This window comes from Sunxiuqinia sp. sy24, assembly GCF_052677165.1.
On record NZ_JBQYLH010000008.1, the window covers coordinates 39050 to 64258 of the forward strand.

The 25209-nt window shown below is 46.2% G+C and carries 20 protein-coding genes; 9 read left to right on the plus strand and 11 right to left on the minus strand.

Annotated features, from left to right (window positions below):
- The first annotated feature begins 32 nt into the window (after window positions 1-32).
- The 7 genes from ACUNWA_RS08690 to ACUNWA_RS08720 all read left to right on the plus strand — a co-directional run bounded on the left by ACUNWA_RS08690 (window position 33) and on the right by ACUNWA_RS08720 (window position 8553).
- Window positions 33-1730 carry an NADPH-dependent assimilatory sulfite reductase hemoprotein subunit gene (locus tag ACUNWA_RS08690; protein ID WP_445591504.1) on the plus strand — a complete coding sequence of 566 codons (1698 nt, stop codon included), beginning with the start codon at window positions 33-35 and terminating at the stop codon, window positions 1728-1730.
- 13 nt (window positions 1731-1743) lie between these two features.
- A complete protein-coding gene (locus ACUNWA_RS08695) occupies window positions 1744-2484 on the plus strand; it encodes a uroporphyrinogen-III synthase (RefSeq protein WP_445591505.1) in 741 nt (246 codons plus the stop codon).
- A gap of 63 nt (window positions 2485-2547) precedes the next feature.
- The gene (locus ACUNWA_RS08700; RefSeq protein ID WP_445591506.1) at window positions 2548-3375 is read left to right on the plus strand and encodes an NAD(P)H-binding protein; all 828 of its coding nucleotides are present in this window, start codon (window positions 2548-2550) and stop codon (window positions 3373-3375) included.
- Between the two features lie 37 nt (window positions 3376-3412).
- Entirely contained in the window at window positions 3413-4210 is a 798-nt protein-coding gene (gene cobA / locus ACUNWA_RS08705) for a uroporphyrinogen-III C-methyltransferase (RefSeq protein WP_445591507.1), read from the plus strand.
- Window positions 4211-4354: 144 nt separating this feature from the next.
- A complete protein-coding gene (locus ACUNWA_RS08710) occupies window positions 4355-4900 on the plus strand; it encodes a CHRD domain-containing protein (RefSeq protein ID WP_445591508.1) in 546 nt (181 codons plus the stop codon).
- 173 nt (window positions 4901-5073) lie between these two features.
- The gene (locus tag ACUNWA_RS08715; RefSeq protein WP_445591509.1) at window positions 5074-7845 is read left to right on the plus strand and encodes a phosphoenolpyruvate carboxylase; all 2772 of its coding nucleotides are present in this window, start codon (window positions 5074-5076) and stop codon (window positions 7843-7845) included.
- 12 nt (window positions 7846-7857) lie between these two features.
- Window positions 7858-8553 (plus strand): hypothetical protein, encoded by a 696-nt coding sequence (locus ACUNWA_RS08720; RefSeq protein ID WP_445591510.1) that lies wholly within the window; start codon window positions 7858-7860, stop codon window positions 8551-8553.
- Window positions 8554-8674: 121 nt separating this feature from the next.
- Here ACUNWA_RS08720 and ACUNWA_RS08725 read toward each other — a convergent pair whose 3' ends face one another.
- Entirely contained in the window at window positions 8675-10555 is a 1881-nt protein-coding gene (locus ACUNWA_RS08725; RefSeq protein ID WP_445591511.1) for a mechanosensitive ion channel family protein, read from the minus strand.
- 357 nt (window positions 10556-10912) lie between these two features.
- Between ACUNWA_RS08725 and ACUNWA_RS08730 the strand changes: the two genes are divergently transcribed.
- Together ACUNWA_RS08730 and ACUNWA_RS08735 are read left to right on the plus strand one after the other, a co-directional pair.
- Window positions 10913-11671, plus strand: coding sequence for a tyrosine-type recombinase/integrase (locus ACUNWA_RS08730; protein WP_445591512.1), 759 nt, complete (start codon window positions 10913-10915; stop codon window positions 11669-11671).
- Window positions 11668-12795: an IS91 family transposase gene (locus ACUNWA_RS08735; protein WP_445591513.1), complete on the plus strand. Its 1128-nt coding sequence runs from the start codon at window positions 11668-11670 to the stop codon at window positions 12793-12795. Before ACUNWA_RS08730 ends, ACUNWA_RS08735 begins: the two co-directional genes overlap by 4 nt.
- Window positions 12796-13152: 357 nt before the next feature.
- Here ACUNWA_RS08735 and hemE read toward each other — a convergent pair whose 3' ends face one another.
- The 10 genes from hemE to ACUNWA_RS08785 all read right to left on the minus strand — a co-directional run bounded on the left by hemE (window position 13153) and on the right by ACUNWA_RS08785 (window position 25204).
- The gene (gene hemE / locus ACUNWA_RS08740; RefSeq protein ID WP_445591514.1) at window positions 13153-14184 is read right to left on the minus strand and encodes a uroporphyrinogen decarboxylase; all 1032 of its coding nucleotides are present in this window, start codon (window positions 14182-14184) and stop codon (window positions 13153-13155) included.
- Window positions 14185-14271: 87 nt separating this feature from the next.
- Window positions 14272-15561 (minus strand): glutamate-1-semialdehyde 2,1-aminomutase, encoded by a 1290-nt coding sequence (gene hemL / locus ACUNWA_RS08745; RefSeq protein WP_445591515.1) that lies wholly within the window; start codon window positions 15559-15561, stop codon window positions 14272-14274.
- Between the two features lie 51 nt (window positions 15562-15612).
- Complete coding sequence (hemB, locus tag ACUNWA_RS08750; protein WP_445591516.1) at window positions 15613-16605, minus strand: porphobilinogen synthase; 993 nt, start codon at window positions 16603-16605, stop codon at window positions 15613-15615.
- A gap of 5 nt (window positions 16606-16610) precedes the next feature.
- Complete coding sequence (locus tag ACUNWA_RS08755) at window positions 16611-17375, minus strand: uroporphyrinogen-III synthase (protein ID WP_445591517.1); 765 nt, start codon at window positions 17373-17375, stop codon at window positions 16611-16613.
- Between the two features lie 138 nt (window positions 17376-17513).
- Window positions 17514-18452, minus strand: a complete 939-nt coding sequence (gene hemC / locus ACUNWA_RS08760; protein ID WP_445591518.1) for a hydroxymethylbilane synthase — start codon at window positions 18450-18452, stop codon at window positions 17514-17516.
- Window positions 18445-19695, minus strand: a complete 1251-nt coding sequence (gene hemA / locus ACUNWA_RS08765; protein WP_445591519.1) for a glutamyl-tRNA reductase — start codon at window positions 19693-19695, stop codon at window positions 18445-18447. The genes hemC and hemA overlap by 8 nt, the downstream gene beginning before the upstream one ends.
- A gap of 51 nt (window positions 19696-19746) precedes the next feature.
- A complete protein-coding gene (locus ACUNWA_RS08770; RefSeq protein ID WP_445591520.1) occupies window positions 19747-20082 on the minus strand; it encodes a hypothetical protein in 336 nt (111 codons plus the stop codon).
- 366 nt (window positions 20083-20448) lie between these two features.
- The gene (locus ACUNWA_RS08775) at window positions 20449-21030 is read right to left on the minus strand and encodes an LOG family protein (protein WP_445591521.1); all 582 of its coding nucleotides are present in this window, start codon (window positions 21028-21030) and stop codon (window positions 20449-20451) included.
- 67 nt (window positions 21031-21097) lie between these two features.
- A complete protein-coding gene (gyrB, locus tag ACUNWA_RS08780) occupies window positions 21098-23062 on the minus strand; it encodes a DNA topoisomerase (ATP-hydrolyzing) subunit B (protein ID WP_445591522.1) in 1965 nt (654 codons plus the stop codon).
- Between the two features lie 348 nt (window positions 23063-23410).
- A complete protein-coding gene (locus ACUNWA_RS08785; protein ID WP_445591523.1) occupies window positions 23411-25204 on the minus strand; it encodes a hypothetical protein in 1794 nt (597 codons plus the stop codon).
- Between the last annotated feature and the right edge of the window lie 5 nt (window positions 25205-25209).

The following is a 25209-nucleotide window of genomic DNA, read 5'->3' on the forward strand; positions in this document are numbered from 1 at the left end:
AAAGCATAAACAAAAAATAAAGACAGACGATAATGAGCGAAACAATTGATTGGAGTAAACTGGCAGAAGTCGAACGTATTAAATACGAGAGCAACTACCTTAGAGGAACTTTAGAGGAGAGTTTGGCTGATGAGGTAACCGGTGCTATAGCAGCCGATGATACGCAGTTGTCGAAATTTCACGGCATTTATCAGCAACACGACCGTGATCTGGAGAAGGAGCGTAAACGCCAAAAACTTGAGCCGGCCTTTTCATTTTTGATTCGGGTGCGCCTGCCAGGAGGGGTGGCTAGCCCTTCGCAGTGGTTACAAATGGATCGGTTAGCAGACACTCATGCCAATGGAACCTTGAAACTGACTACTCGTCAGGCTTTTCAACTGCACGGAGTCATTAAGAGGAAGCTGAAACCGACCATCCGGGTAATTAACGAGGCCTTGATGGATACCATTGCTGCTTGTGGTGATGTGAATCGCAATGTGATGTCGCATGCTAACCCCGCTGAATCGGAATTACATGCGGCAGTTTACCAATTGGCAGGTGATATTTCCGCGCACCTGACGCCTCAAACTCCGGCTTATCATGAGATTTGGCTGGATAAGCAGAAGGTAGCCGACAGCAAAACCGAAGTGGAGCCCATTTATGGTAATCGTTATTTGCCACGAAAATTTAAGATTGGTGTCGCCATTCCCCCTTACAATGATGTGGACATTTTCTCGCAGGATCTGGGCTTTATAGCCATCGAAGAGGAAGGAAAACTGATTGGCTACAATGTTATTGCCGGCGGTGGCATGGGATCAACCTTTGGCATCCCGGAAGCTTATCCGCGTCTGGCCGATGTTATTGGTTTTTGCACCCCGGAGCAGGCCGTTGAGGTAGCCGAAAAAGTGGTGTTGGTACAAAAAGACAATGGAGATCGCACCAACCGGAAGCAGGCTCGTTTGAAATACACCATCGACCGCAAAGGGCTGGACTGGTTTAAAACTGAAGTGAACAGTTATTTAGGCTATGAATTACAGCGATCCAAGCCGTTTAAATTTATTCGCAATGGCGACCGATATGGATGGAAACAAGGCACGGACGGTAAGTGGAGCCTCAACCTGTTTGTTGAGGGGGGACGGGTGAAAGATACCGAGACGCTTCAGCTGAAAACAGCTTTGCGTGAGGTGGCCCAAAAAGTGGACGATGCCCGGTTTATTCTTACCGGAAACCAAAACCTGATTATTGCCGGAACCAGCGATAAAAACAAAGTGAACCGGATTATGAGCAAGTATGGCGTTTGGCCCATGCCATTGTCCGGATTACGCCAAAATACCATTGCTTGTGTGGCTCTGAACACTTGTGGGCTGGCTTTTGCTGAAGCCGAGCGCTACCTGCCAACCTTAGTCGGGAAAATTGAATCCATTCTTGACGAATATGATTTGCTGAAACAGGAAATCGTGATCCGCATGACTGGTTGCCCCAATGGCTGTGGGCGTCCTTACCTGGCCGAGATTGGTTTTGTCGGAAAATCACTCGGGCATTACAACCTCTATTTGGGAGGAAATTTCAGCGGTACGCGTTTGAATACCCTCTACAAAGAAACTCTTTCCGAAGAAGAAATATTGGCTGAGTTACGACCTATCATTGCCGATTATGCCACGAACAGAAAAGAAGGCGAAGGCTTTGGCGATTTCGTTATTCGGAAGGAATATGTGCAAGAAACCAAACAAGGAAAAGATTTTAAACATTGAAACGGAGGGAATCATGGAATTACCGGCAATATTTATTGGTAGAAAATTATCAGCATTGACCCGCAAATGGCTGGTCAGTGAGCAGATTCGCTTTATTGAGCAGCCGCTGATTCGGATTACATATCGTAAACCGGATGTCGCCTTATTTAATTCCTGGCAAGGCAGCAGTAAAAAGTGGGTGGTAACCAGTTCCTATGCGGCCCACTGGCTGTTGCGTTTTGCGGATGGAATTGGCTTTGAAAAAGGAGAGCAGGTGTATTGCCTTTCAGAAAAGCAGGAAGGAATTTTAACCCGTTGTGGGGTGAAGGTCCTACGGCCTGCATCGCCCAATGCCTATGCTCTGGCCGAGCTATTGCTGAAGGAGGATAAGCATAAAAAGATTGTTTACCTGCGCGGAAATAAATCGCTTAATCCTTTGGAGGAAATGTTGGATCAATACCAGCAGGATTGGCAGGCTGTTGAAGTCTACAAAAATACCTCCATCGAAATTTTGATGAATGAGGTGTTTGACGGCTACCTGTTTTTTAGCGAGAGCGCCATTAAAAGCTACAAAGCTTCAGGGAATTTTCCGCCACCCAAGGCTCCGGTTCTGGCTAACGGCAACCGGACAGCGCAGGCCGCCTGGGCCGAATTTCCGAACTTAGTTCTCGAGTCGCATGAACAGGAGGAGCTCTCGTTTGTGAAGTATGCGATTCGGCGGATTACCGAGAAATTGAATGAGCCGGAACCAACGCACCGAATCATCATTGAATAAATGCGTCACTGTGCTGTTTTTAGGCACATTTAATAAGGTTAATGGCTTAAAAGAAAGATTAAAATGAAACGAATTTCCATATTAGGTTGTGGTTGGTTGGGCTTTCCTCTGGCCGAGCAATTGCTTGTCAAAGGTTTTCAGGTGAAAGGGTCGGTGACAAGCCGCTTGAAACTAAAGAAGCTAAAGGCTGCCGGGATTGAGCCTTACCGCTTGGTGCTTGACGTAGATAAGGTTCAGCTGAAAGATCAGACGTTTTTCGATACGGACTTGGTCATTGTGGCTATTCCTCCCAAGCGCGAGGAGTTTATCGAGACCATTTTTCCAGCTCAAATCAAACAGTTGGTGAAGCTGTTGGAAGAATTTAAGGTGCCGCAGGTAATGTTTATCTCCTCCACCTCGGTTTACAATGAGCTGAACGGAGAGGTGCGCGAGGACAATGTCTTACTGCCCCAAAAATCATCAGGGAAAGCCTTGGTGGTGGCTGAGTTGCTGTTGACACAGAATCCACATTTTAAAACCACGGTGCTTCGTTTTGGCGGATTAGTAGGTGCCGATCGCAATCCGGCTCGTTTCCTGAGTCGCAAAACAACAGCAATCAGTGGATCCAAGCCCGTGAATCTGATTCACTTGGATGATTGTCTGCAAATTATTCAAACGATTATTGACAAGGATCTTTGGGGCGAAACCCTGAATGCCTGTTGTCCGGTTCATCCATCGCGTCAGGAGTTTTACGAGAAAGCCTCGGCGGTGTCCGGTATGCCCGCACCTGCCTTTCAGAACGAACAATCGCCATACAAATTGGTGGACAGTAGCAAACTTATTCACCTGCTCGATTACCAGTTTATTTATCGGAGTCCGATGGATTATTTGGAAGCGGAGAGTAGTGAGTAGAAAGTAGTGAGAAACGAGTAGTGAGGAAAAAGTACCTATGTCAATAGCTGAATTGTATAATCAAAAAGGGGAATTGCTAAGCTCCGAAGACCACCTGATTTCGATCGTGGGAGCAGGTCCGGGAGATCCGGAGTTGCTTACCATTCGGGCTCTTCGGCGGATGGAGCAGGCAGATGTGATCTTATACGATGCGCTGCATGGCACGGATATTTTGGAGTTGGCAAGCCCCTTTGCCTTGAGAATTTATGCCGGCAAGCATTACCAGGATGGTCAGCATCAAACCGAACGACAGGGCAACATACACCGCCAGTTGAAGCAATTTGCTGCCGAAGGGAAGCGTGTGGTGCGATTGAAGGCGGGCGATCCCTTTATCTTTGGGCGGGGCGCCGAAGAACTGGCTTTTTGTTTTCAGGAAAAGCTGAATGTGGAAGTCGTGCCGGGGATTACCGCCGGATTGGCTGCTGCCAGCGGTTTTCATATTCCGGTAACCTTGCGAAATGTGAATAGCATGGCCTTGTTTTATACGGGACATAAGCGCAACGGCGGTTTCGAAAACATGGATGAGGTGGCTGCCGTAATCAAAGCTAAAGCTCCCGTTATGGTTTATATGGGACTTAAAAATCTGGCGCTTCTGGCCAGCGAATTGCGTAGTCGGGAAGTGTCGGGCGATGTGCCTTTGCAAATCGTTAGTCGGGTGGGGCATCCCGATCAGCAGTTGTTTACCTCTTCGTTAGCTCAAATTGAGTCGGACTTGAATCGAATTGATCCTCCCATGCCGTCCGTTATTTTGATTGGTAGCCATGCACATCAGGTTACAGGCAACACCGTTCTGTAGTGTATTTCAGCTTGGTTGTTTTTCAAACGCGACTCCTTTTTAAAGAGCTGTATCATTAAAAAAAGGATAAATTGATCTTAATTTCGAAACATTAAGCTGGGTTTTTAAGTATCTTCTTGTAAATGAATTAAAATCGTTAATGTTATGCGAAAAATTAGTGTGTTTCTTTTCGTTCTCGGGCTTTTGTTTGCAACATCTTGCGAAAAAGCCGACTTTCAAGAAGACTTCCCGGCTGATGTAGCCTTAAAAAGTGCTGAAATGAAAATGACCCGAAACTTCAGGGCTCATCTCTCCTCCGGTCAGGAGGTCGCTGCTGTTCCGGTTGAATCGATGGCTACCGGACAGGCAATTTTCCAGCTAAGTAAAGATGGGATGAGCTTGCATTATAAGCTGATTGTTGCCAATATTGAAGATGTTTTGATGGCTCATATCCACATGGCACCAGCTGGAGCCAATGGAGGAGTTGTGGCTTGGCTGTATCCTTCCGGTCCCCCGCCGGCTCTTTTGGTCGGAACAACAAACGGAGTACTGGCTGAAGGAACTCTTATGGCAGACGATTTGGTTGGCAGCTTAGCAGGGATGACACTTCACGATCTGATTGACAGCATAAAGAATGGCGAAACCTATGTTAATGTGCATACCAGTTCGTATCCCGGAGGAGAAATACGAGGGCAGATTAGCGGCAACTAAGTGTTGATGTATGATTTTTGCAGGCCTCTCAAGTAAGTTGAGGGGCTTTTATTTTTCAGTTATATCGGTTGACGTCCAGAAAGTGCAGCGTCTGTTCGCTTCAGTTTTGTGATTTTTTTTGAACTGTTACTTTATTTGAGCTGTTAAAGTGCAGGAAGATTAAAGAAAAGACCATGGATTCAGTATTTACACAAGTGCAACAAGCCTTGGGAAAGCCCTATAAAGATCTGAACTTTTTGCTGAAATGCTTTGCCGAAGTGCTAAAGGAAAGCAACAAGCCAGAATTGGTGACTTATATTCCCTGGATAAGCTCATCAGCGCAACCCCCTCAGCAGTTATTACTTAGTAATGACTATATTCACATGCAATCCATGTGTTTTCAGTTGCTCAACCTGGTTGAGGTGAATGGAGCCGTACAGAGCCGCCGATCCAAGGAAGATGAGGACATGAGTGAGGTGAATGGCTTGTGGGCCATCAACTTCAAAATGCTGAAGGAAAAAGGAATTACCGAGCAGCAAATTTTGGAGGTTTTGCCCCAGGTGTTGGTTGAGCCTGTGCTTACTGCGCATCCTACTGAGGCTAAGCGCTCGGTGGTGTTGCAGGAGTACCGCAAGCTGTATTTGCTGCTGCTTAAGCGCGAAAACCAGATGTATACCCGGATTGAGCAGGATGACATTCGGGATGAGATTAAACAGATTCTTCACCGCCTGTGGAATATTGGTGAAATTTATATTGAAAAGCCCCGGCTGGAGTCGGAGCTGGATAATATTTTGCACTACCTCACCGAGGTGTTTCCGGATGTTGTCGTTTTACTGGACAAGCGCTTGAAGCAAGCTTGGAAAGAGTCGGATTTTGATACCTCCTTGCTGGATGACTGCGATTTGCTTCCCGGATTAGCCTTTGGTAATTGGGTGGGAGGCGACCGGGACGGACATCCGCTGGTAAGCCCCGAAATAACCCGGATGACACTGAATAAGCTTCGGACACACGCGTTTATCATCGTCAAGAAAGAACTGCTGGCACTGGCTCAAAAGCTAAGCATCTACCTCGATATTGATCAGGTGAGCGATACGTTTGGCGAGCGTATCCATCAGTTGGCAGAAGAACTGGAAGGCCCTGGACGAAAAATTATTCAGGAGCATAACAACGAGGTTTTCAAGGCGTATGTGATGCTTTTGCTGCATAAAATACCGATCGATTTAAGCCAGGAATATACCATGCATCTCGAAGACCGGGCCAGCAGTTATCAAAATTCTGATCAGCTGATTAACGATTTAAATTACTTATCCGACGAAATGGTTCGCTACGGGATTCCTGAAGTGGCGCAGGTGGATGTGGGGCGCTGCAAACGCCTGCTCAAGGTGTTTGGTTTTCACTTGGCGCAGCTCGACATTCGGCAAAATAGCCAGTACCACGAAAAGGCGCTTTCGCAACTGGTGGTGGCTTCGTTGGGCGAAAATAAAGACAGCCGGATGGGCTCGTCGCTTGAGGGGAAGCGGGCTTTTTTAGACACTGAGCTGAAGACCAACCGGCCTTTTTTGGTTAACCATACTGATATTGGGGCGGAAGCCCGCAATGTGATTGAAAGTCTGCAGGTGGTGAGCGACCATGTTAACAAATACAGTTCGCGCTCTATTGGGAAGCTCATTATTAGCATGACCCGAAATGCCGAAGATTTGCTGACTGTTTACCTCTTTATGCGCGAAGCTGGTTTGGCCTTGAAACATGGGCAATTGTTGGCCGCCAAGCTACCGGTGGTGCCCTTGTTCGAAACCATTGAAGATTTGCAGGCCAGCCCTGGCATTCTGGACGATTACCTGAGCCATCCGGTGGTGAAAAACAGCCTGAACTACCAGCAAGAGCTGAGTCACTCTGATAAGCTTTACCAGGATGTGATGATTGGTTACAGCGACAGCAATAAAGATGGTGGTATTCTGGCCAGTAGCTGGTTTTTGCACGAAGCACAGCAACAACTGACGAAAATAGGGCAGAAGCATGGCGTCATCATCCGGTTTTTTCACGGTACTGGCGGAAGCATCAGCCGAGGGTCGGGGCCATCACACTGGTTTATTAAAACCTTGCCCTATGGATCAATCAACGGAAACCTACGTGTAACCGAGCAGGGCGAAACCATTGAACGGAAATATGCGCACAAGGTCAACGCAGCTTACAACCTGGAGCTGATGCTGGCGAGTGTTACGGCTCAGTCGCTCTTACACAGGCACTTCCCGGAAGAAAATGAAGAAGTGGCCGGTTTGTTTCACCAGCTGGGAGAACGGGGCCGCGATTTTTACCGCGAACTGATTAGCGATCCCGATTTTATTCGGTTTTTTTCAGAAGCCACGCCCATCGATGTCATTGAGTCGAGTAAAATTGGCTCGCGGCCAGCCCGGCGGACGGGTAAACGCACGATCGACGATTTGCGCGCTATCCCCTGGGTGTTTAGCTGGTCCCAGTCGCGTTTCAACATTACCAGTTGGTACGGCGTAGGTTCGACTCTGAAAGAACTTCAAACCCAAAAATCAGCAGAATACGACAAACTGTGTCGGCTGGTGGCCTACGATCCGTTTGTGCGCTACGTCATCACCAATCTCGATTCGAGCCTGGCATCGACCGATGAACGTATCATGGATACATATGCCAGTTTGGTTGAAGATGCAAGCATTCGGGAGCGCATGATGAGTAAAATTAAGCAGGAATTGAGCTTAACGCGCGAAATGTTGAGTGATTTACTGCAAAAACCAATCTATGAACGTCGAAAAAATCATTATTTTTCAACCCTGTTAAGGGCCGAAGCATTAAATCATCTGCATGAAGCCCAAATCGAACTGCTCCGCAAGTGGCGGACTAGCCGAAGCAAGCAATTACCGGAAGAAGAAGATCATCTTTTTGCTTTGCTCCAATGTGTGAATGCGATTGCCAATGCACTGGGTTCAACCGGATAAAAACGATTGAGAATGAATAGTATAATTGACAAGCGCATTAAAGCGCTTTTTCCTGATGCCGCGCCTTATGAGCAGGTGCTCAATGAATATTACTACCGAATGGTTATTGAATTTGGTATGGAAATGGATAAAACCATTGCAGCGGTTTCGCTTTGCCCCGACGAGCTGAACAACGTGGTGATTGAGAAAATACGCAGCCATTTTGGCCATGTGTTTTACCTGGGTGGCCTGGCCGGCTATCCGTTTTCGGGCGAAACGGGTTTTAACGCTTTTGGCGACCACATTCCCGACAATGGAACCGCCTTTATCTTTTTCGGACCGCACCTGGCAATCGACGAAAAAAGCCTCGGCTTTGTGCATCGCATAGGGCAGGCACGTGGCACCCTCTCGTGCGGCGCAGCCTTTGGAGCTTACCGCATGTTGCTCGACGAACCCGGCGAGCCAATCGTTTTAAACCCCGACGATTACCAGCAAGGGCGCATTAGGCAAATGCTGGCTCCCAAGCTCAATCTTATTCCCAAACAGCAACCCGAACCCAAGGTGATGGATATTCTGTTCGACGAAAGCCATGACTTTATTGTCAGCCAGTCGCAGCGTATAAAGGAACGCTTTAAAGCCGAAAAGGTGGTGCTGATGGGCGCTTTTGTGGTGAACACCCCTTTGCACATGCCCGACTACCTGCAAGTGAAATACTTCGAAAAACTGTAGATTGCCCGCATACCTATGCTGATCGGATGACTCGCAGTTCATCCGGTCAGTAAGCTGGAACTACAAGAATTCCTTTCTCCATTCTATACAAGTGAATGAATCCGGATGAACAAAAGCCCGCTTAGCTTTTACCCTTCTCCGGATCGACTTTTATCCGAAAGCTAGGCGTCTGGTAATCTTTGGGCAGGTAATCGGCCGGGATAGTCGATTGGTTGCCGTCGCGTGCTGCCCGGTAGTGTGGTGACATAATTTCAATACCCTTTTCGTTACACACATCCTGAATGTTTTGGTGCAGGTTGGAATAAATGAGGGCCTGCTTGGTGGGCACTTTGGTATAGGCATTAATCTGGTACGACACAAAAAAGTCGTCGAGGCTGGTTTGCAGCACAAACGGAGTGGGCTCGGGCAAAAGGTGTTCGGTACGCAGGGCCGCGTCAATCAAGGCTTGGTGCACTTCCTTCCAGGGCACATCGTAGCCAATGGTAATGGTGGAGTGAATAATCAACCCGGTTTCAACGGCTTCGCTGCTATAGTTGATGGTGTTGCCCGAAAGAATGGTTGAGTTGGGGATGGTGATGATTTCATTCTTAATGGTTTTGAGGCGGGTAACCAGCAAGGTCTTTTCGACCACATCGCCAAAGATGTCGCCAATTTTAATGCGGTCGCCAATTTTGAAAGGGCGCATGTAGGTAATCACGAGCCCTGCAACCATGTTCGCAATGGCCGAGGATGACCCCAGCGAAAACAACACACCGATAAAGACTGAAACACCCTTGAAAATATTGGAGTCCGATCCGGGCAAGTAAGGAAATATCAATACAAACATAAAGGCATACAGCAAAAAACGAACAATGCTGTAGGTGGGCATGGCCCAGTCGGCATGAAAGCCCGATAGCTTGAGCTTTCCCGATTCAATTTCAGAAAAGATATACCGCACAAATCGGATGAAGTATTTCATTACAAAATAGATAACCAGGATGCTGAACAGATTGGGTAGATAGTTCCAAACGGCGACGAATATGGCTTTAAAGGGCGACCAAACCAGCCTAAACAGTTGATCGGCCCAGCCGCGCGTGAACGGAAAAATGCTGAATACAAGGGGCAGGGTAATATACAGCATCAGAACGTACAAGAACCAGCGCACAATTTTCAATAAAAAGAGAATGGCCTGCATTTCCTGCTCAATGGACAGGAAGGTGTAATCGCGGTACGACAGGCTTTTTAGCCAGGTTCCCTTTTTTTGGTGAATGAGTCTCAGGGCGCGTTGGTAGCCCCGGCCAATGAGCCATATAATCAGCCGCGCAATGATAAAAACGAGAATAACCAGCCCCACCCGGATCAGGATTTTGATCAGGCTGTTTTCTTTTTTGGCATGAGACAAGGCTTGTTTGATGGTGTCGGTGTGACTAAGTGCCAGATCATGCGTGTTTTGGTTGGTCCAAAAAGCATCGGTTTCGGTGACGCTCATAACAATGGTTTCGCCGTACACAATTTCGTAGCTGTTTTCGGAAGCCACAACGGAAATTGAATCCAGCTTCAGAAAGTCATCGTTGTACAGTTGCCGGATGCGCTTGCTGATGTTTTCGGCCCGCTCGGCTGGTGTAAAGGCACCGATTTTTGAGTAGATGTGAAACAAGGTGTCGTGCAATACGCCTACCACCGGTGCTCCAATGGCTGAATTGCGAAGCGCATCAATGCGAGCTTTTTTGTTGCTAATACGTTGTTGTTCGGCCTCCTCAATTTGCTGAAGTTGAAGCTGGAGTTCGTCCTTTTTTAAATTATCGGTTGTTTTTAAAGAGTTAAGTTCCTTTTCGAGTTCCACTTTCCGGATGGAGTCAGCCAGGCGTAATTGTTCAATCTCGTAGAGTTTCCGGTTAAAGTCGAGTAATAGGGCTGAATTAATGGAGTCATTGTTCTGAGTAAGACTATCAGCCTGAGCATAGCTTGGGCTAGTAAGTAGCAAGAGAACGAATACGATCAATAGCTGGTTTAATCTATTCATCTTTTAAAAATTTAAGCATAGGTAAAAATTAGATCTTCGTATTAAGAAACGCTTTGTTTGTCAATATGTTTGCTTGTGTCAATAATTGGGAATAAATAGGGATCGATTATTCTCAGGTAGTTTTCGCCTTGAGCTGGAGTTGAACGAAACCTAAAGGTAGCTAAAGTGCTCAGGCTCCAGTACCTTTAGAGTGAACTATAAATTCCATCATCATGAAAAAAAAGCCCCACGTTAATTGAGCAAGCTTGTTTTTCACTCCCTGAATTTAAGCAAGTTTATGAGAAACTGCAACGGCAAGTTGAGCTTTTAGGCAAAAGTGAAAGTACGCTGAACAACTATGCCCGTTGTCTGGCCACCATGGCCCTTCACTTTAAATGCAATCCACTGGCTTTGGAAGAAGATCAGGTACTGGACTACCTGCATCTGATTAAAACGCAAAACCGAACACCTTCCGAAAGCTATTTTAAGCACACGGTTTACGGGCTTCGTTTTGCTTACCGGGCTATGGGTATGCCTCAAAAACAGGTGTTCCTGCCTAAAATGAAGCTTTCGAAAAAACTGCCCGTTGTGTTAAGTCAGCAGGAAGTCAGGCGCCTGCTGAAAGCGCCCGCGCTGCTTCGTCACCGCTTGATTCTGGGCCTGTTGTATGGCTGCGGACTCCGGCGCCACGAACTGCTGGGCATCAAACTGGTTGATGTTGACCTGGATCGTGCCCAATTGCATGTTCGGGAAGGTAAAGGACGAAAGGATCGCTATGTGCCGCTGGGCAAACATTTGGTACGCGGACTACGGACTTACCTGCAGGCTGAGCCTCCTTACGTGTGGCTGTTTAACGGGAAGACCAATACCGGGCAGCTGCAGCAATTTTCCGAGACCGGCGTTCAGTGGGTCATTAGCCAGGCTGTGAAACGGGCCGGGATTCAGAAGCGGGTGACCTCGCACACGCTTCGCCATACCTATGCCACCCATCTGCTGGAAATGGGCATGGACATCATGACCCTGAAAGACCTGCTCGGGCATGTCGACATTCATACCACCCTGATGTACCTGCACATTGCACAACTGGGGCGCGATAAAGCCTTTAGTCCGCTGGACCGCTTATACCCGAAGTCATGAAACCGGCCTTTGAAGTGGCTGAGGTATTACGTAACCAGCAGAACCGGTTAAATGAACTCTGTGCAAACAGCTGGCAAGTCAGAACCCTGCAGGCTTTGTCGGTTTGCCGCACAGCTGCTTTGGGTGGGCATATCGATGTGTGTGATAATACCAAGTGCCGAAAACTGCATATCAGTTACAACAGCTGCCGGAACCGCCATTGTCCCAAATGCCAGGGGCACAAACGCGAGCAGTGGATGCAGGCTCGTGAGAAAGAATTGTTCCGTACTTCGTACTACCACCTGGTATTTACCTTACCTGGTGAGTTGAACCGGCTGGTCCTGCATCGACCAGAGCTGGTGTATAAACTGCTGTTTCAAACCGCCTGGGATGTGGTAAAAGCTTTCGCAGCCAACCCGAAGTTCATAGGAGCTGCACCCGGAATGATTGCCATTCTGCATACCTGGGGACAAAACCTCTGGCTTCACCCGCACCTGCACTGCATTGTTCCCGGTGGAGGGATCAACACCTCAGGCAAGTGGAAAGCAGCACGCGGAAAAGATAAATTCCTTTTTCCGGTAAAGGCCATGAGTGGGGTCTTCCGGGCCAAATATGTAGAAGGATTAAGAGCCAACAAGCTTGATGATCCCAAACTATACAAATCCCTGTTTGCCCGTTCTTGGGTGGTGTACTGCAAGCAACCTTTCTTTGGGCCCAAACAGGTGGTGGAATACCTGGGTCGCTACACCCACAAAATTGCCATCAGCAACCATCGCATCCGGAGCATCGAAAGCGGGCAGGTGACTTTCGAGGCCAAAGATTACCGCCGAGGTGGTGCCAAATACCTGTTGTCATTGCCGGAAGCAGAATTTATCCGCCGTTTTGCCCTGCACATTCTGCCTCGCAGGTTTACCCGCATCCGCCACTATGGAATCCTGAGCAGTACACTCAAGAAAGTTTGTGTGGAACTGCTACAACGGGAACTTGGACGAATCAAGCTTCCTGAACGAGTGGATGTACACCTGCTCTGTCCGGCCTGCCGCAAAGGAAAGCTGGTCACCATCTGGCGTTTTAATACGCGCGGACCACCGCCTCTGAATACGGCCACCCTAAACCTTCTGATGAATCTTGTAAAAAAGCCCTGAGCCCAGGGCCTGGCGGAGCTTTGACAGGCAGCGAAGAAAAACCCGAAAACCGGTTTCCCGAACACAAAAACGGGAAGTAACTCCTTCGTTTAAGCCATAAAAACAAGGAGAAAAAACCGCCAAAAATAAAAAGCCCGACCATCGTGGTCAGGCAAAATAGCTTATATCCGATTGGAAAACCCATAATACTTGTTTCGGCTATCAATCCCGGTTTACGTCAACACCGCGTTCAGCCACTGTGCTGCGCACTGGCCGAACACTTAATTGTAGTTGACAGGTTTTTAGTTTTATTCAAAAGAAAAATCCGACCTTTTAAGGGCCGGATTTCTATGGTGTGCAGCTATAATTTTGTTTTGATTATTCTGACCAGTTGGTGCTCTTAATCCAATCAACCACGAATTTAGCATTCTCGTAAGGGATGTCTGGCAGAAAGCCGTGTCCCAGGTTGAAAATCCATTTGCTGTTTTTTTGGAAGAAGGGCTTGTATTTCTCAAGCTCCACGGCAATCTCCTCCTGTGTGGCATACAGGTGGCGTGGGTCCAGATTCCCTTGCAAGCCAACTTCAGCATGAACAATCTCACGGGCATCTTCGATGGGCATTTGCCAGTCGATGCTCACAAAATCGGCAATCTCCGGCGTGATGTATTTCAGTCCGGTGCCAATTCCTTTCGGGAAAAAGATAAACGGCGTGCCAGTTTCACGAACAGCCCGACTGATTTGCTTCACCGCAGGCATAAACAGTTCGTTATACAATTCAACCGGAATGAGGTTGGCGTGCGTTTCAAACAATTGGAAGGCATTGATGCCATGCTCAATTTGTTTTTTCGCGTAAATCACCGAGAGGTCGGCAATGGCATCAATCAGTCGCTTGGCTTCTTTTTTATGCTGAAACAAGAACTTGATCGCCTCCGGGAAATTGGGGTTCGAACTGATGCCCTGAATCATGTAACACAAGGTGGTTAGTGGCGCTCCGCAAAATCCGATTAAAGGAATATTGGCCGGACGTTGACGGATAATCTCATCAATAGCCCCATAAATATATTCCAGTTTGGCCGGATCTGGATTCAGGTGGTCTGCCGGATTGGTAATGCCTTTCAGGGGCTTGTTAAACACCGGTCCACGATCGGTAAATTCCAGCTCCATGCCCATGGCGTTGGGAATAACCAGAATATCGGAAAACAGGATGGCGGCATCGACTCCTAAATCCTGAATAGGCATCAGGGTAACATCGGCAGCCAGCTGCGCGTCATTCATCAACTCACGAAAGGTGTATTTTTCTTTCAATTTGTTGTAATTGGGCAACACGCGCCCGGCTTGGCGCATAAACCAAACCGGTGGCCTTTCGGTCTTCTTTCCCTGAAGTGTATCTAGAAATAGTGATTGCATCATTTGATTGTCATTAGTGATTAATAGTTGTTTGGGGCAGGCTACTGGACCCTCGGTTGTTTCATCAAGAATTCAGCATCTGGCTTCCAGCTACAAGCTTTTCAGGGCTTGCTGGTTGGCCGCTATCACCCGGGCGATATCCTCATCGGTGTGCGCATCGGTAACGAATAAGCACTCAAACTGTGAGGGGGCCAGGTAAATACCACTTTCCAGCGACTTCTTGAAATAGGCTGCATAGCGCGCTGTGTCCGATGTCATCGCGTCTTCAAAGCTTTTAACGGCTTGGTTTTCGGTGAAGAACATTGTCATCATCGAGCCAATACGGTTGATTACAGCGGGGATGCCGGTTTTCTCCAGGTTTGCTTTCAGTCCGGCTTCCAGAGTGGCTGCTTTACGCTCCAATTCGTCATAAATCGTGGGATTGTTCTTAAGCGTGCTCAGCATAACACAACCAGCGGCCATGGCCAACGGGTTGCCTGAAAGCGTTCCGGCTTGGTAAACCGGTCCGTCGGGCGCCAGCTTGTCCATAATTTCCTTGCGGCCACCATAAGCGCCAACAGGAAGTCCGCCACCAATAATTTTCCCCATGGTGGTCAGGTCTGGTTCAACGCCAAAGCGTTGTTGCGCACCTCCTGCTGCCAGGCGGAAGCCGGTAATTACTTCATCAAAGATGAGTAGTGCGCCGTATTTTTGGGTAATTTTCTTCAAGCCTTTCAAAAAGCCTTCTTCGGGCAGCACCACGCCCATGTTTCCGGCAACCGGTTCCAAAATAATGGCGGCAATGTTATCGCCATGTTGTTTGAATAGCTCTTCAACCGATTCCAGGTTGTTGTAGTCGGCTGTCAGCGTATCTTTTGCTGAAGCTTTGGTTACGCCGGGGCTGTCGGGTAAGCCGAGGGTGATTGCACCCGAGCCGGCTTTAATTAAAAAGCTGTCGGCATGACCGTGATAGCAGCCGGCAAATTTGACAATCAAATCGCGGCCGGTAAATCCACGAGCCAGGCGCAAGGCGCTCATGGTTGCTTCTGTTCCGGAGTTGACCATCCGCACTTTTTCAACGGAAGGAACCATGCTGGTGATTAGCTCAGCCATTTCATTTTCAATGAGGGTGGGGGCACCATAGCTGGTTCCCAGCTCAGCGGCTTGCTGAACGGCTTGCACTATTTCTTCGCGCGCATGTCCCAGAATCATTGGGCCCCAGGAAGCCACAAAGTCCAGGTATTCGTTTCCATCGATGTCCCAGATTTTAGCTCCTTTGGCTTTCGCAATAAATACCGGGTCGGCATCCACGCTTTTAAAGGCACGCACGGGAGAGTTAACTCCGCCGGGAATCAGTTGTTTTGCTTTATCAAATGCTTGTATGCTTTTGTGTAGTTCCATATTTCAGTTTCAAATTCCAAATTCTAAGTTCCAGGTTTCAGGTTCCAGCCTCTAAACCCGGTTGCCTTTTTCGAGTTCGCTTAAAACAAATTCCTTGGCGTGATAAGTGATAATCACATCGGCTCCGGCCCGTTTGAGGGAAGTCAGAATTTCCTTGATCAAGCGTTGCTCATCAATCCAGCCGTTGGCAGCTGCCGCCTTCACCATGGAAAATTCGCCACTTACGTTGTAGGCAACTACCGGTACATTGTAGGTTGATTTTACACGGTTAATAATGTCCATGTAGCTTAAGGCCGGTTTGACCATCACCATGTCAGCGCCTTCTTCCAAGTCGGTTTCCACTTCACGCAAGGCTTCGTCGCCATTGGCCGGATCCATCTGGTAAGTGCTGCGGTCGCCAAATTGAGGAGCGCTATCGGCTGCATCGCGGAAAGGTCCGTAAAAGCCGGAGGCATATTTGGCCGAGTAAGCCATGATTGGCGTGTTTGAAAATCCGTTGGCGTCCAGTGCTTCGCGAATGGCGGCAATCCGTCCATCCATCATGTCGCTTGGAGCAATAAAGTCGGCACCGGCTTTAGCTAGCGTAATAGATTGAGCGGCCAGTGTTTTCAAGGTGCTATCGTTATCTACGTCACCATCAAGAATGGTTCCGCAATGTCCGTGTTTGGTGTATTCGCAGTTACATACGTCAGCCACAATCATCACTTGCGGCACTTCTGCTTTGATGGCACGAATAGCTTGTGGCACAATGGCATCGTGCTGACAAGCAACTTCGCCCGTCTCATCCTTTTCGGCAGGAATACCGAAAAGCAAAATTTTATCGACTCCTGTGCGATCAACCAAGTCTTTCACTTCCTTAACCAATAAATCGACCGACAGTTGAAAGTTGCCGGGCATGGATTTTATGGGATTGCTGATATTTTCGCCAGGAAGCACAAAATAAGGCATGATTAAATCATCGCGATTCACTTCTGTTTCGCGCACCATATTACGGATAGCGGCTGATTTTCGTAGTCTTCTTAGTCGTGTTATTGGAAAGCTCATATTTTTTAGTTTTTAATTTTTGCTTGATAATAGTTGATCACTGTTTGAGCCATACCTTCGTAACTGGGTTCTTCTGAAGTCGCGATAGGTTCACCTCCATATTTTCTGATGGCCGCTGTTGTTGTTGTTCCGATGCTGACAAAGCGCAGTTGATCTGCTGACTTGCTGACCTTTTCCAGAATCGCCCTAACAGATGATGGGCTGGTTACAAGCAGAAGATCATAGCGATCATGCTCTAGCCATTCAATAAACCTTGGATCTACATGCTCACTGGAACGGGTTTGATAGGCATTGATCCGGTCAATCATAGCTTTCGATCCCAGTTGTTGCTTAAGCGTATCGGGTGCTAAATTGCCCAGAACCAGCAACACTTTTTCGTTGGCATGCACCACATCAATAAATTGAGCGGCAAAATCAATGGCCGATTTCCCGGATCCAATGAATGCCGGTTCCACTTCATATTTTCGGAGATGGATGGCTGCTTTCTCTCCAAGAGCTGCTACTTTGCAAGGAATAGATGGATACTGGTTGGTAAACGGTTCAACCGCGTTTTTACTGGTGAAAATTAACCAATCATAGTTGTTTAAATCAGTTTTAAGCTGAAAGGGAAGTGGTGAAATGTCAATCACTGGCATGGAAAATACGCTTGCTCCTTGTGAAGAGAGCATTTCAGCCAATTCATCCTGCTCGGTTTTCGGATAGGTACAAATAATCACTTTGCCTTGTAATATGTCTGTATTCTGTTTCACACGCTTCTTGAAATGGTTCATGAATTCGTGCTATTGGGTGCGTGATTCAGGATGAGCCGATCATCGGGATCTAATTTTTTCGGGGCCTTTTGCACCTTAATAGCGTTATTGCCTGGTTTACCTTTGCAAGGTCTTACTTAAGTCGAGACTTTGCTTGTCCTAAACCTCAGATGCTGGCCGGATGCTGTCCAGAATTTCTTTGCCACCATCGTTCAGAATAGCTTGAGCTAATTCGATGGCTTTTTCTGAAGCTTCTTCCATGCTTGACTCTACCGACTTAAGGATTCGTTTTGTCCCGTCCAAACTGGCTACCATCCCAGTCAATTTGATTTGATCGCCCTTCACTTCCGAAAAACACCCAACAGGCACCTGGCAACCTCCCTCAAGCTCACGCAAAAGTGAGCGCTCGGCTAAAGTGGTTGAGCGGGTTGCTTCATCGGTAATGGCGTCCACCAGCGCTTGGATGCGGCCGTCATCTTCTCTAATTTCGATGGCTACTGCCCCCTGACTGATGGCGGGAAGTACTATTTCTGTATCTAACATCTCTGAAATCACGTCTTCGTACCCTAAGCGCAGAATTCCGGCAGCAGCCATAACCAGTGCGTCGCAGTGACCGTCGTTCATTTTTCTCAGGCGGGTTTCTACATTGCCGCGGATATCTACAATCTGCAGCTCGGGGTTGAAGTGAAGTAGTTGAGACTGGCGTCGCAAGCTTGATGTCGCAATTTTGTCCTTGGCTGTAAAGTCCGCTAATTTTCGGCCATCTTTTGAGATGAAAACATCCCGCACTTCGGCTCGTTTCAGCATGCCTCCAATGATTAGGTTTTCGGGCAGCTCCGTGGGTAAATCTTTCAAGCTGTGTACTGCCAAATCAATGGTATTATCGTAAAGAGCTTGTTCAATTTCTTTGGTGAACAGGCCTTTGTCTCCAATTTTGGAAAGAGCAACATCTAAAATTTTGTCCCCTTTTGTTTTAATGATTTCAAGCTCGAAATTAAGATTTGGATGTGCTTTTTCGAGTTCGCTTTTTACGGTTTCAGCTTGCCAAAGGGCTAATTTGCTGCCACGCGTTCCTATTTTTATGGTGTTTTTATTCATGAGTTTGAGAGAAAAGATCGTTGATTACTTTAATATATTCAGTTTTTCGACCATTGTCGCTGATGTTTTTTAGGTTCCGAATCATGGATTTGACTAATTTTTCGGCCATATGCTTACCATACTTCTCCATGTTTTGGTATTCCTCTTCATTGTGGAATTTCTTGAAGACAGCCAGTTCGGATGCATTGATTTCATTCACCCCCCAAATTATATTTTGAATGGCTGGTGACAGGTTTTGAATGCTTAACCAATCCAAAAATTCGTTCAGCTTTTTGGAAATTATTTTTTCAGCGGTTGCAATGTAGCTTTTCTTTTTTTCCATGTTTTGGGCAACCACCTCTTCCAGATCATCCACATTGTAAAGGCAAACGGAGTCCTGATCGGTAATTTTGGGGTCAATATTACGTGGAACCCCCAAGTCAATAAATACGGTTTGTTTCTGTGTGTTTTCTTCGCTGAGAATTTGTGGGGTGATCAAGGGTTTTTTACAGGCGATGGAGCTAACGACAATGTCGGCCCCCTGAATGCCTTCTTTGATGGCTTTAAAGTCCTGAACCTGTCCGCCATAACGCTTGGCTAATTCTTCAGCTTTTGCGATGGTTCGGTTGGAAACCAAAATGTTTTGACAACCTTTCTTGTAAAGGTTTTTAATGACCAGCTCACCTGTTTCGCCGGCGCCAATCAATAATATCTTTTTGTCCGGAAGTTGATCGAAAATACTGTTGCATTTTTCTACAGCGGCATAGCTTACGGAAAAAGCTCCGGTGCTCATGGCTGTTTTTGTACGAACTTGTTTGCCGGTTTCCAAGGCTTTATGAAATAAGCGGGTCAGCAACTTTCCTGCAGAACCAATTTCTTCGGCATGGCTTACCGCTTCCTTTATTTGAGCTACGATTTGGTATTCTCCCAATACCATGGATTCTAGTCCGGATACGACACGAAACAGATGACTGGCTGCCGACTTTCCCTCGTATTGGTAAAAGTGCGATTCAATGCCATCCTCTTCGTCGATATGTTTCTTTAGATAATGAAATAAGATATGAAATGCGCCCGGAGAGCAACATTCCTCAGCGGCGAAATACAGTTCGGTGCGGTTGCAGGTCGAAATGATTACAAGTTCTCCAATATTCTTATTTTTCAAAATGGTCTGTGACAAATCGGTGTACTCTTCTTTATTAAGAGCAAATTTCTCACGTATATGTACGGGGGCCGATTTATGACTTAAGCCTACTACTCCAATCATGCGTGTTGAAAATAAATGAAAGTTTGGTCGTCGATTTCTTTTATGAATGTACTAAGAAATCAATGCCGGTGGAGAGAGGCCACAATAAGTGTGGTGTGTTTCGAATGAATAATTATGATGTACTAAACTAAAGATCGTCTTGCCGCGGGGTTGGTAGATTAAAAAGTCCGAGTTTCCAATGGATGCTGCTATTGCTCCCGGGTGAATGGTTGTAATGTTTTCATCCGATTGATGAAAATGGCAGCAGTTTTCGGCTTTGAATTCTTGCTTGTCGGGCTGTTGGTATTCAATGGTGTTTTCTGCAATCAGGTCGGTATCATCGTCAGCCCTTAAGTTCATCCCCAATGTGAGGACAAACAACGCACCCATTAATAATAGGTAAGGCATAAATGGACCGGCTAATCCCAGAAAAAACATAGTCTTCGTTTAAAGTTGCAGAAACAAAATTAACAATGTCTTTTGAAAAACGGCTATAAATTGATTGATTAATATCAATCAGTTTACATGTTTAACAATCATGTTTATGGTTTTCGGTGCCCGACAGCACAGACCTTGCTATACTTTGTTGTATTTCTTTTGGTTCTTTATTCTTCAATTTCAGCTTACACAACAACCAAAAGATGCTTATGTTTCTAAAAGGTGTGTTTTCTTTCGGGGGGTGCTTTTAGCTTGGAGTTGGCTTTTCAGCCTTGGACGATACTAATTTGAGCTTAAAGGCAACGGCACTTGCGAAAGCAAGCAGTTTTGATTCTTCTATTTTTGCGGGACTTTATACCATTTATTAATGGGGGCAGGGGGTGAATAGGAAGTCAAATAACTGATCGCTTCTTCGCTATCTTTCGCAATAAAATAGAGATCACGGTAGCTGACTTTGGCGAAGTTCTCGTCAAAAGAGCGTTCGAATTGTTGGAATAAATGATCGTAAAAACCATTGGTGTTGACAAAGACAATGGCTTTGTTGTGGTAATCTAATTGCTTGAGGGTGATCACCTCAAGGATTTCTTCCAGGGTGCCAAAACCGCCAGGCAAGGCAACAAAAGCATCGGAAAGTTCGCGCATAATGGATTTCCGTTCCATCATATCTTTTGAGATAATCAGTTCCTGGGCATACTCCGATGCTAGTTTATGACCATTCAATTTTTCGGGCAGAATCCCAATTGTTTTCCCTCCGGAAGTAACCACTTCTTTCAAAACGGTTTCCATCAGTCCAACATTGGCACCACCATTCACTAAGGTCATTTTTTGTTCCCCAATGAGATGTGACAGCTTAATGGCTTCGTGGATATAAGCCGGATCAATTGCATTGCTTGAAGAAGAGAAAACACAAACTTTCATGAAGGTAACTTATTGGGTGAAAAGAAAAGAATGCCATTCTAATGAATGGCATTCTTGAATGTTATTATTAAGCATCAATGTTTGCATATACCGCATGATCTTCGATGAACTTCCGACGTGGAGGTACTTCATCGCCCATAAGCATGCTGAAAACGTGGTCGGCTTCTGCCGCATTTTCGATCGTTACCTGGCGTAGCGTACGATGTTCCGGATCCATGGTTGTTGTCCATAACTGTTCTGCGTTCATCTCTCCAAGACCTTTATAACGCTGAGTGTGCACCTGAGATTCTTTTCCATCAGCCCATTCATTAATCAGCTGCATGCGTTGCTGCTCACTCCAGGCGTATGATTCGCGTTTCCCTTTTTTGATTAAGAACAAAGGAGGAGTTGCGATATATAGGTAACCTTCTTTAATGAGATCTCTCATGAAGCGGAAGAAGAAGGTCATAATCAAGGTTGCAATGTGGCTTCCGTCCACATCGGCATCCGTCATGATAATGATTTTGTGATAACGGATTTTGCTCATGTTCAGTGCCTTGGAGTCCTCTTCGGTTCCGATGGACACACCAAGAGCGGTAAATATGTTTCGAATTTCTTCGCTTTCAAATACTTTGTGCTGCATGGCTTTTTCCACGTTCAGAATTTTACCACGCAGGGGGAGAATAGCTTGGAAACGACGGTTACGTCCTTGTTTGGCTGTACCACCCGCCGAGTCTCCCTCGACCAGGTAAATCTCGCATTGTGCGGGATCTTTGTCCGAGCAGTCGGCCAATTTACCGGGAAGGCCACCGCCCGACATAACGTTTTTACGTTGAACCAATTCGCGGGCTTTACGTGCTGCATGGCGAGCCTGAGCAGCAAGAATAACCTTGTTAACAATGGCGCGGGCAGCTTTCGGATTTTCCTCTAGATAGTTGGAAAGCATTTCGCTTACAGCCTGGTCAACCGGAAGGCTGATTTCAGAGTTTCCTAGTTTGGTTTTCGTCTGTCCTTCAAACTGAGGCTCCTGTACTTTTACCGAAACAACAGCAGTAAGTCCTTCACGGAAGTCATCACCACTAATGTCGAATTTCAATTTTGAAAGCATGCCTGAAGTTTCGGCGTATCCTTTCAAGGTACGGGTCAATCCACGGCGAAATCCGGTTAAGTGCGTTCCTCCTTCGATTGTGTTGATGTTGTTGACGTACGAATGAATGTTCTCAGAGAAAGAGGTATTATAATGCAAGGCAATCTCAACAGGAATACCCGCTTTTTCAGACGAAATATGAATGGTTTCATCAATCAGTCTTTCCCGGGTGTGATCCAGAAATTCGACGAATTCTTTCAATCCTTCTTCTGAAAAGAAGTTGTCGGATTTGTAATTTCCTTCTTCATCCTGCTCTCGTTTGTCAATTAGAATTAATCGGATTCCAGCATTCAGGAAGGCCAATTCACGAAGACGGGCCGATAGAATTTCGTATTTGTAAGTGGTTGTCAAAAAGATCGAATCATCGGGTTTGAAGGTAACGATAGTTCCTGATTTTTCTGTTTCTCCAATTTCCCTTACATCATACTGGGGAATTCCTTTGCGGTATTCCTGCTGATAAATTTTTCCGTCGCGGTGCACTTCTGCTATTAACAGAGTTGAAAGTGCATTAACACAGGAAACACCTACACCGTGCAATCCACCAGATACTTTGTAGCTGTCTTTGTCGAATTTACCCCCGGCGTGAAGTACCGTCATAACCACCTCAAGTGCCGACTTGTTCTCTTTGGTCATTTTATCTGTGGGGATACCACGACCATCATCGGTGACGGTGATCGAATTATCTTCGTTGATAATGACCTCTATATTGTTGCAATAACCCGCAAGGGCTTCATCGATGGAGTTGTCAATAACTTCATAAACCAAGTGGTGAAGTCCTTTTTCGTTTACATCTCCAATGTACATCGCCGGACGCTTGCGCACTGCTTCCAAACCTTCCAGTACCTGAATACTATTTGCAGAATAATTTCCGTTGTCTCTATTCTGCTTGTTCTCTAATTCACTCATCTATTGTATGTTTATTTTTATCAAAAAAATACCGATTCATCGTGTCAGAATGATGAATCGTTCACTTATGTCAGATTTATGTGCCTGATACAAAATTATCGTTCTATAAATTGGGCAGATAAGAAAAAAGGTGTCTAATTTCCAGTTGATTAAATATCATTCTTCGCCTCAGATTCATAACTCACAAATATAAGAAAAATATGCTTAAAACTGAGTTTTTAGAGGGGTAGAAAAAACCAAAGTTTTTAAGTGTCGATGCGGGTGTAACTCGCAGTTATGTTGCGCGTTATGCTCTTTATTATTCAAGTATGATATTTGTCACCTTGTTTTTCGTGCAATCACCTTCTTTTAAAACGAAAGGCTGGCACCAATAAGCAGGTTGACGCCCTGTTGTGAATACCCTAGCCAGTTTTCATATTTCTGAAAGGCAAAGTTGTTCATGCGGCCCCAAAAACTAAGATTCGGGCTGTATTGGTATTCAACTCCCACGTTTAAATCGATATAAGACGAAAGGGTGAAGATTGTTTGATTAACTTGATCGACTCCCGGCGTATTTAAAAATAAGTAATCGATTTCGCTTTGCACAGGAGCTTTTCGTTCTCCTACAAAAAAGATATCAGCATTAAATTTCAAGGGGCCTTCCGGATTAACAATCGAAGAAATACTCAATTCAAAATCGGGTTTATGCCAGGCTTGCTCAAGTGAGTCCAATTCATAAGAGTAATACTTTCCTTGTAAGTGAAAGTTGACTAGTTCCGAAGCGGTATAATAAAGCTCGCCACCTACCGTCACCTGTTTCAGGTCATCATAAAGAACATCAAAGGTATTTGCTTTTGATATAAACGGCAGATCCAGTATTGGCGATGCTTGTGTGATGACCGTTTTGGTGTTGAACAGGTAAAAGTATTCGTCTTTTATGTTAGCATAATCAGCCTGTAATCGATAGTTGAGCTTTGGGGTGAACTTACCTTTGATTCCTCCGGAAAGGATGTAGCGGTACTCAGTGTTGCGAATGTCTTGTGTGGGGGTGACGAACCGGTTTTCAGCAGCAATAGCAGAATAGTGATTCTGCTGCAGGCGACCATCTAGGGCTGCAAATAAAGTCATGGTGTTTTTAATGGGTGACCACTCTGCTTTGATGTTGGGAGTTACCAGTAGGCGCGCGTCGTCATCGTCGTCCAGTAAGGTAAAGGCATTCAAGCCTACCTGTAATTTGGCTAGGTCGCCCTGCAGCAATAGGGCGGGGCTTAAATCGATTCGGATTTGCTGCTTGTTTCCATAGTCTGACGTAATTTCTTTAATGATTCCGTCGGTTTTAAGATAAGACACCGATGCCTTCAGAAGTCCTAGGTAAGCATCGTAGTTCTTTTGGAAGGCGGTACCTAGTTTGATGAGGTTTTCTGTTTGGCCGGTTTTTGTTCCGAAATGATGGAAGTATAAATCCAGGTCGTAGTTCAGGTCGGCACGCGAATCTTCATCGTTGTTCAGATTGAGCTGAAGGCCGCCTTTTGAGAAAGCCTGATCCTGATTCCAGTTGGGAAACAGTTGCTCTTTTTCTGAATTGGAAAGGGCTTCGCCGGCATAGCCATAATAGCGATGTGCCTGACGATCGAAAAATAGCTTGGTGCTCAAGGCTGATCTTCTGAAAAAATGCCTGGTGAATAGTTCGGCTACGTTTTCGCTGCGCGGAGCGTCTACTTTATCGTCATTCTCAAGTTTCACAGAGCCATTCGATGAGAGGTGTTTGAAATGCATTCCTAAAATGGAATTTTTTCCGGCCTGCGTGTTGTAGAACAGTTCTCCGTAAGGCGTCATGAAGTTCCCAAATCCGGCTTTGAGCAGACCTTTCCCTAGCTCGGTCTTAGGTTCTCCCACCATTTCCGCAGCTGGTACTGGTTCTACTTCAAAAGTGCTAAAAACAGGCTGAGCGTTGATTTTGTAGTCGAACACGGGTTTGTCGCGCTTTTCATCCTTAACTTTTGGAATATCGTTGATTTTAAAGACATCAGAAACACTTGGTTGGTAGGCTTTTACTACTTCAACTTCCTGTGTTAGTGTGCTGTCTTGCTGTGCTGTTGCCAGGTTGCAGCTCAGCACGGTGAATAAGAAGGCAGGGATATAATTAAGATATGATTGGTTCATGTCGC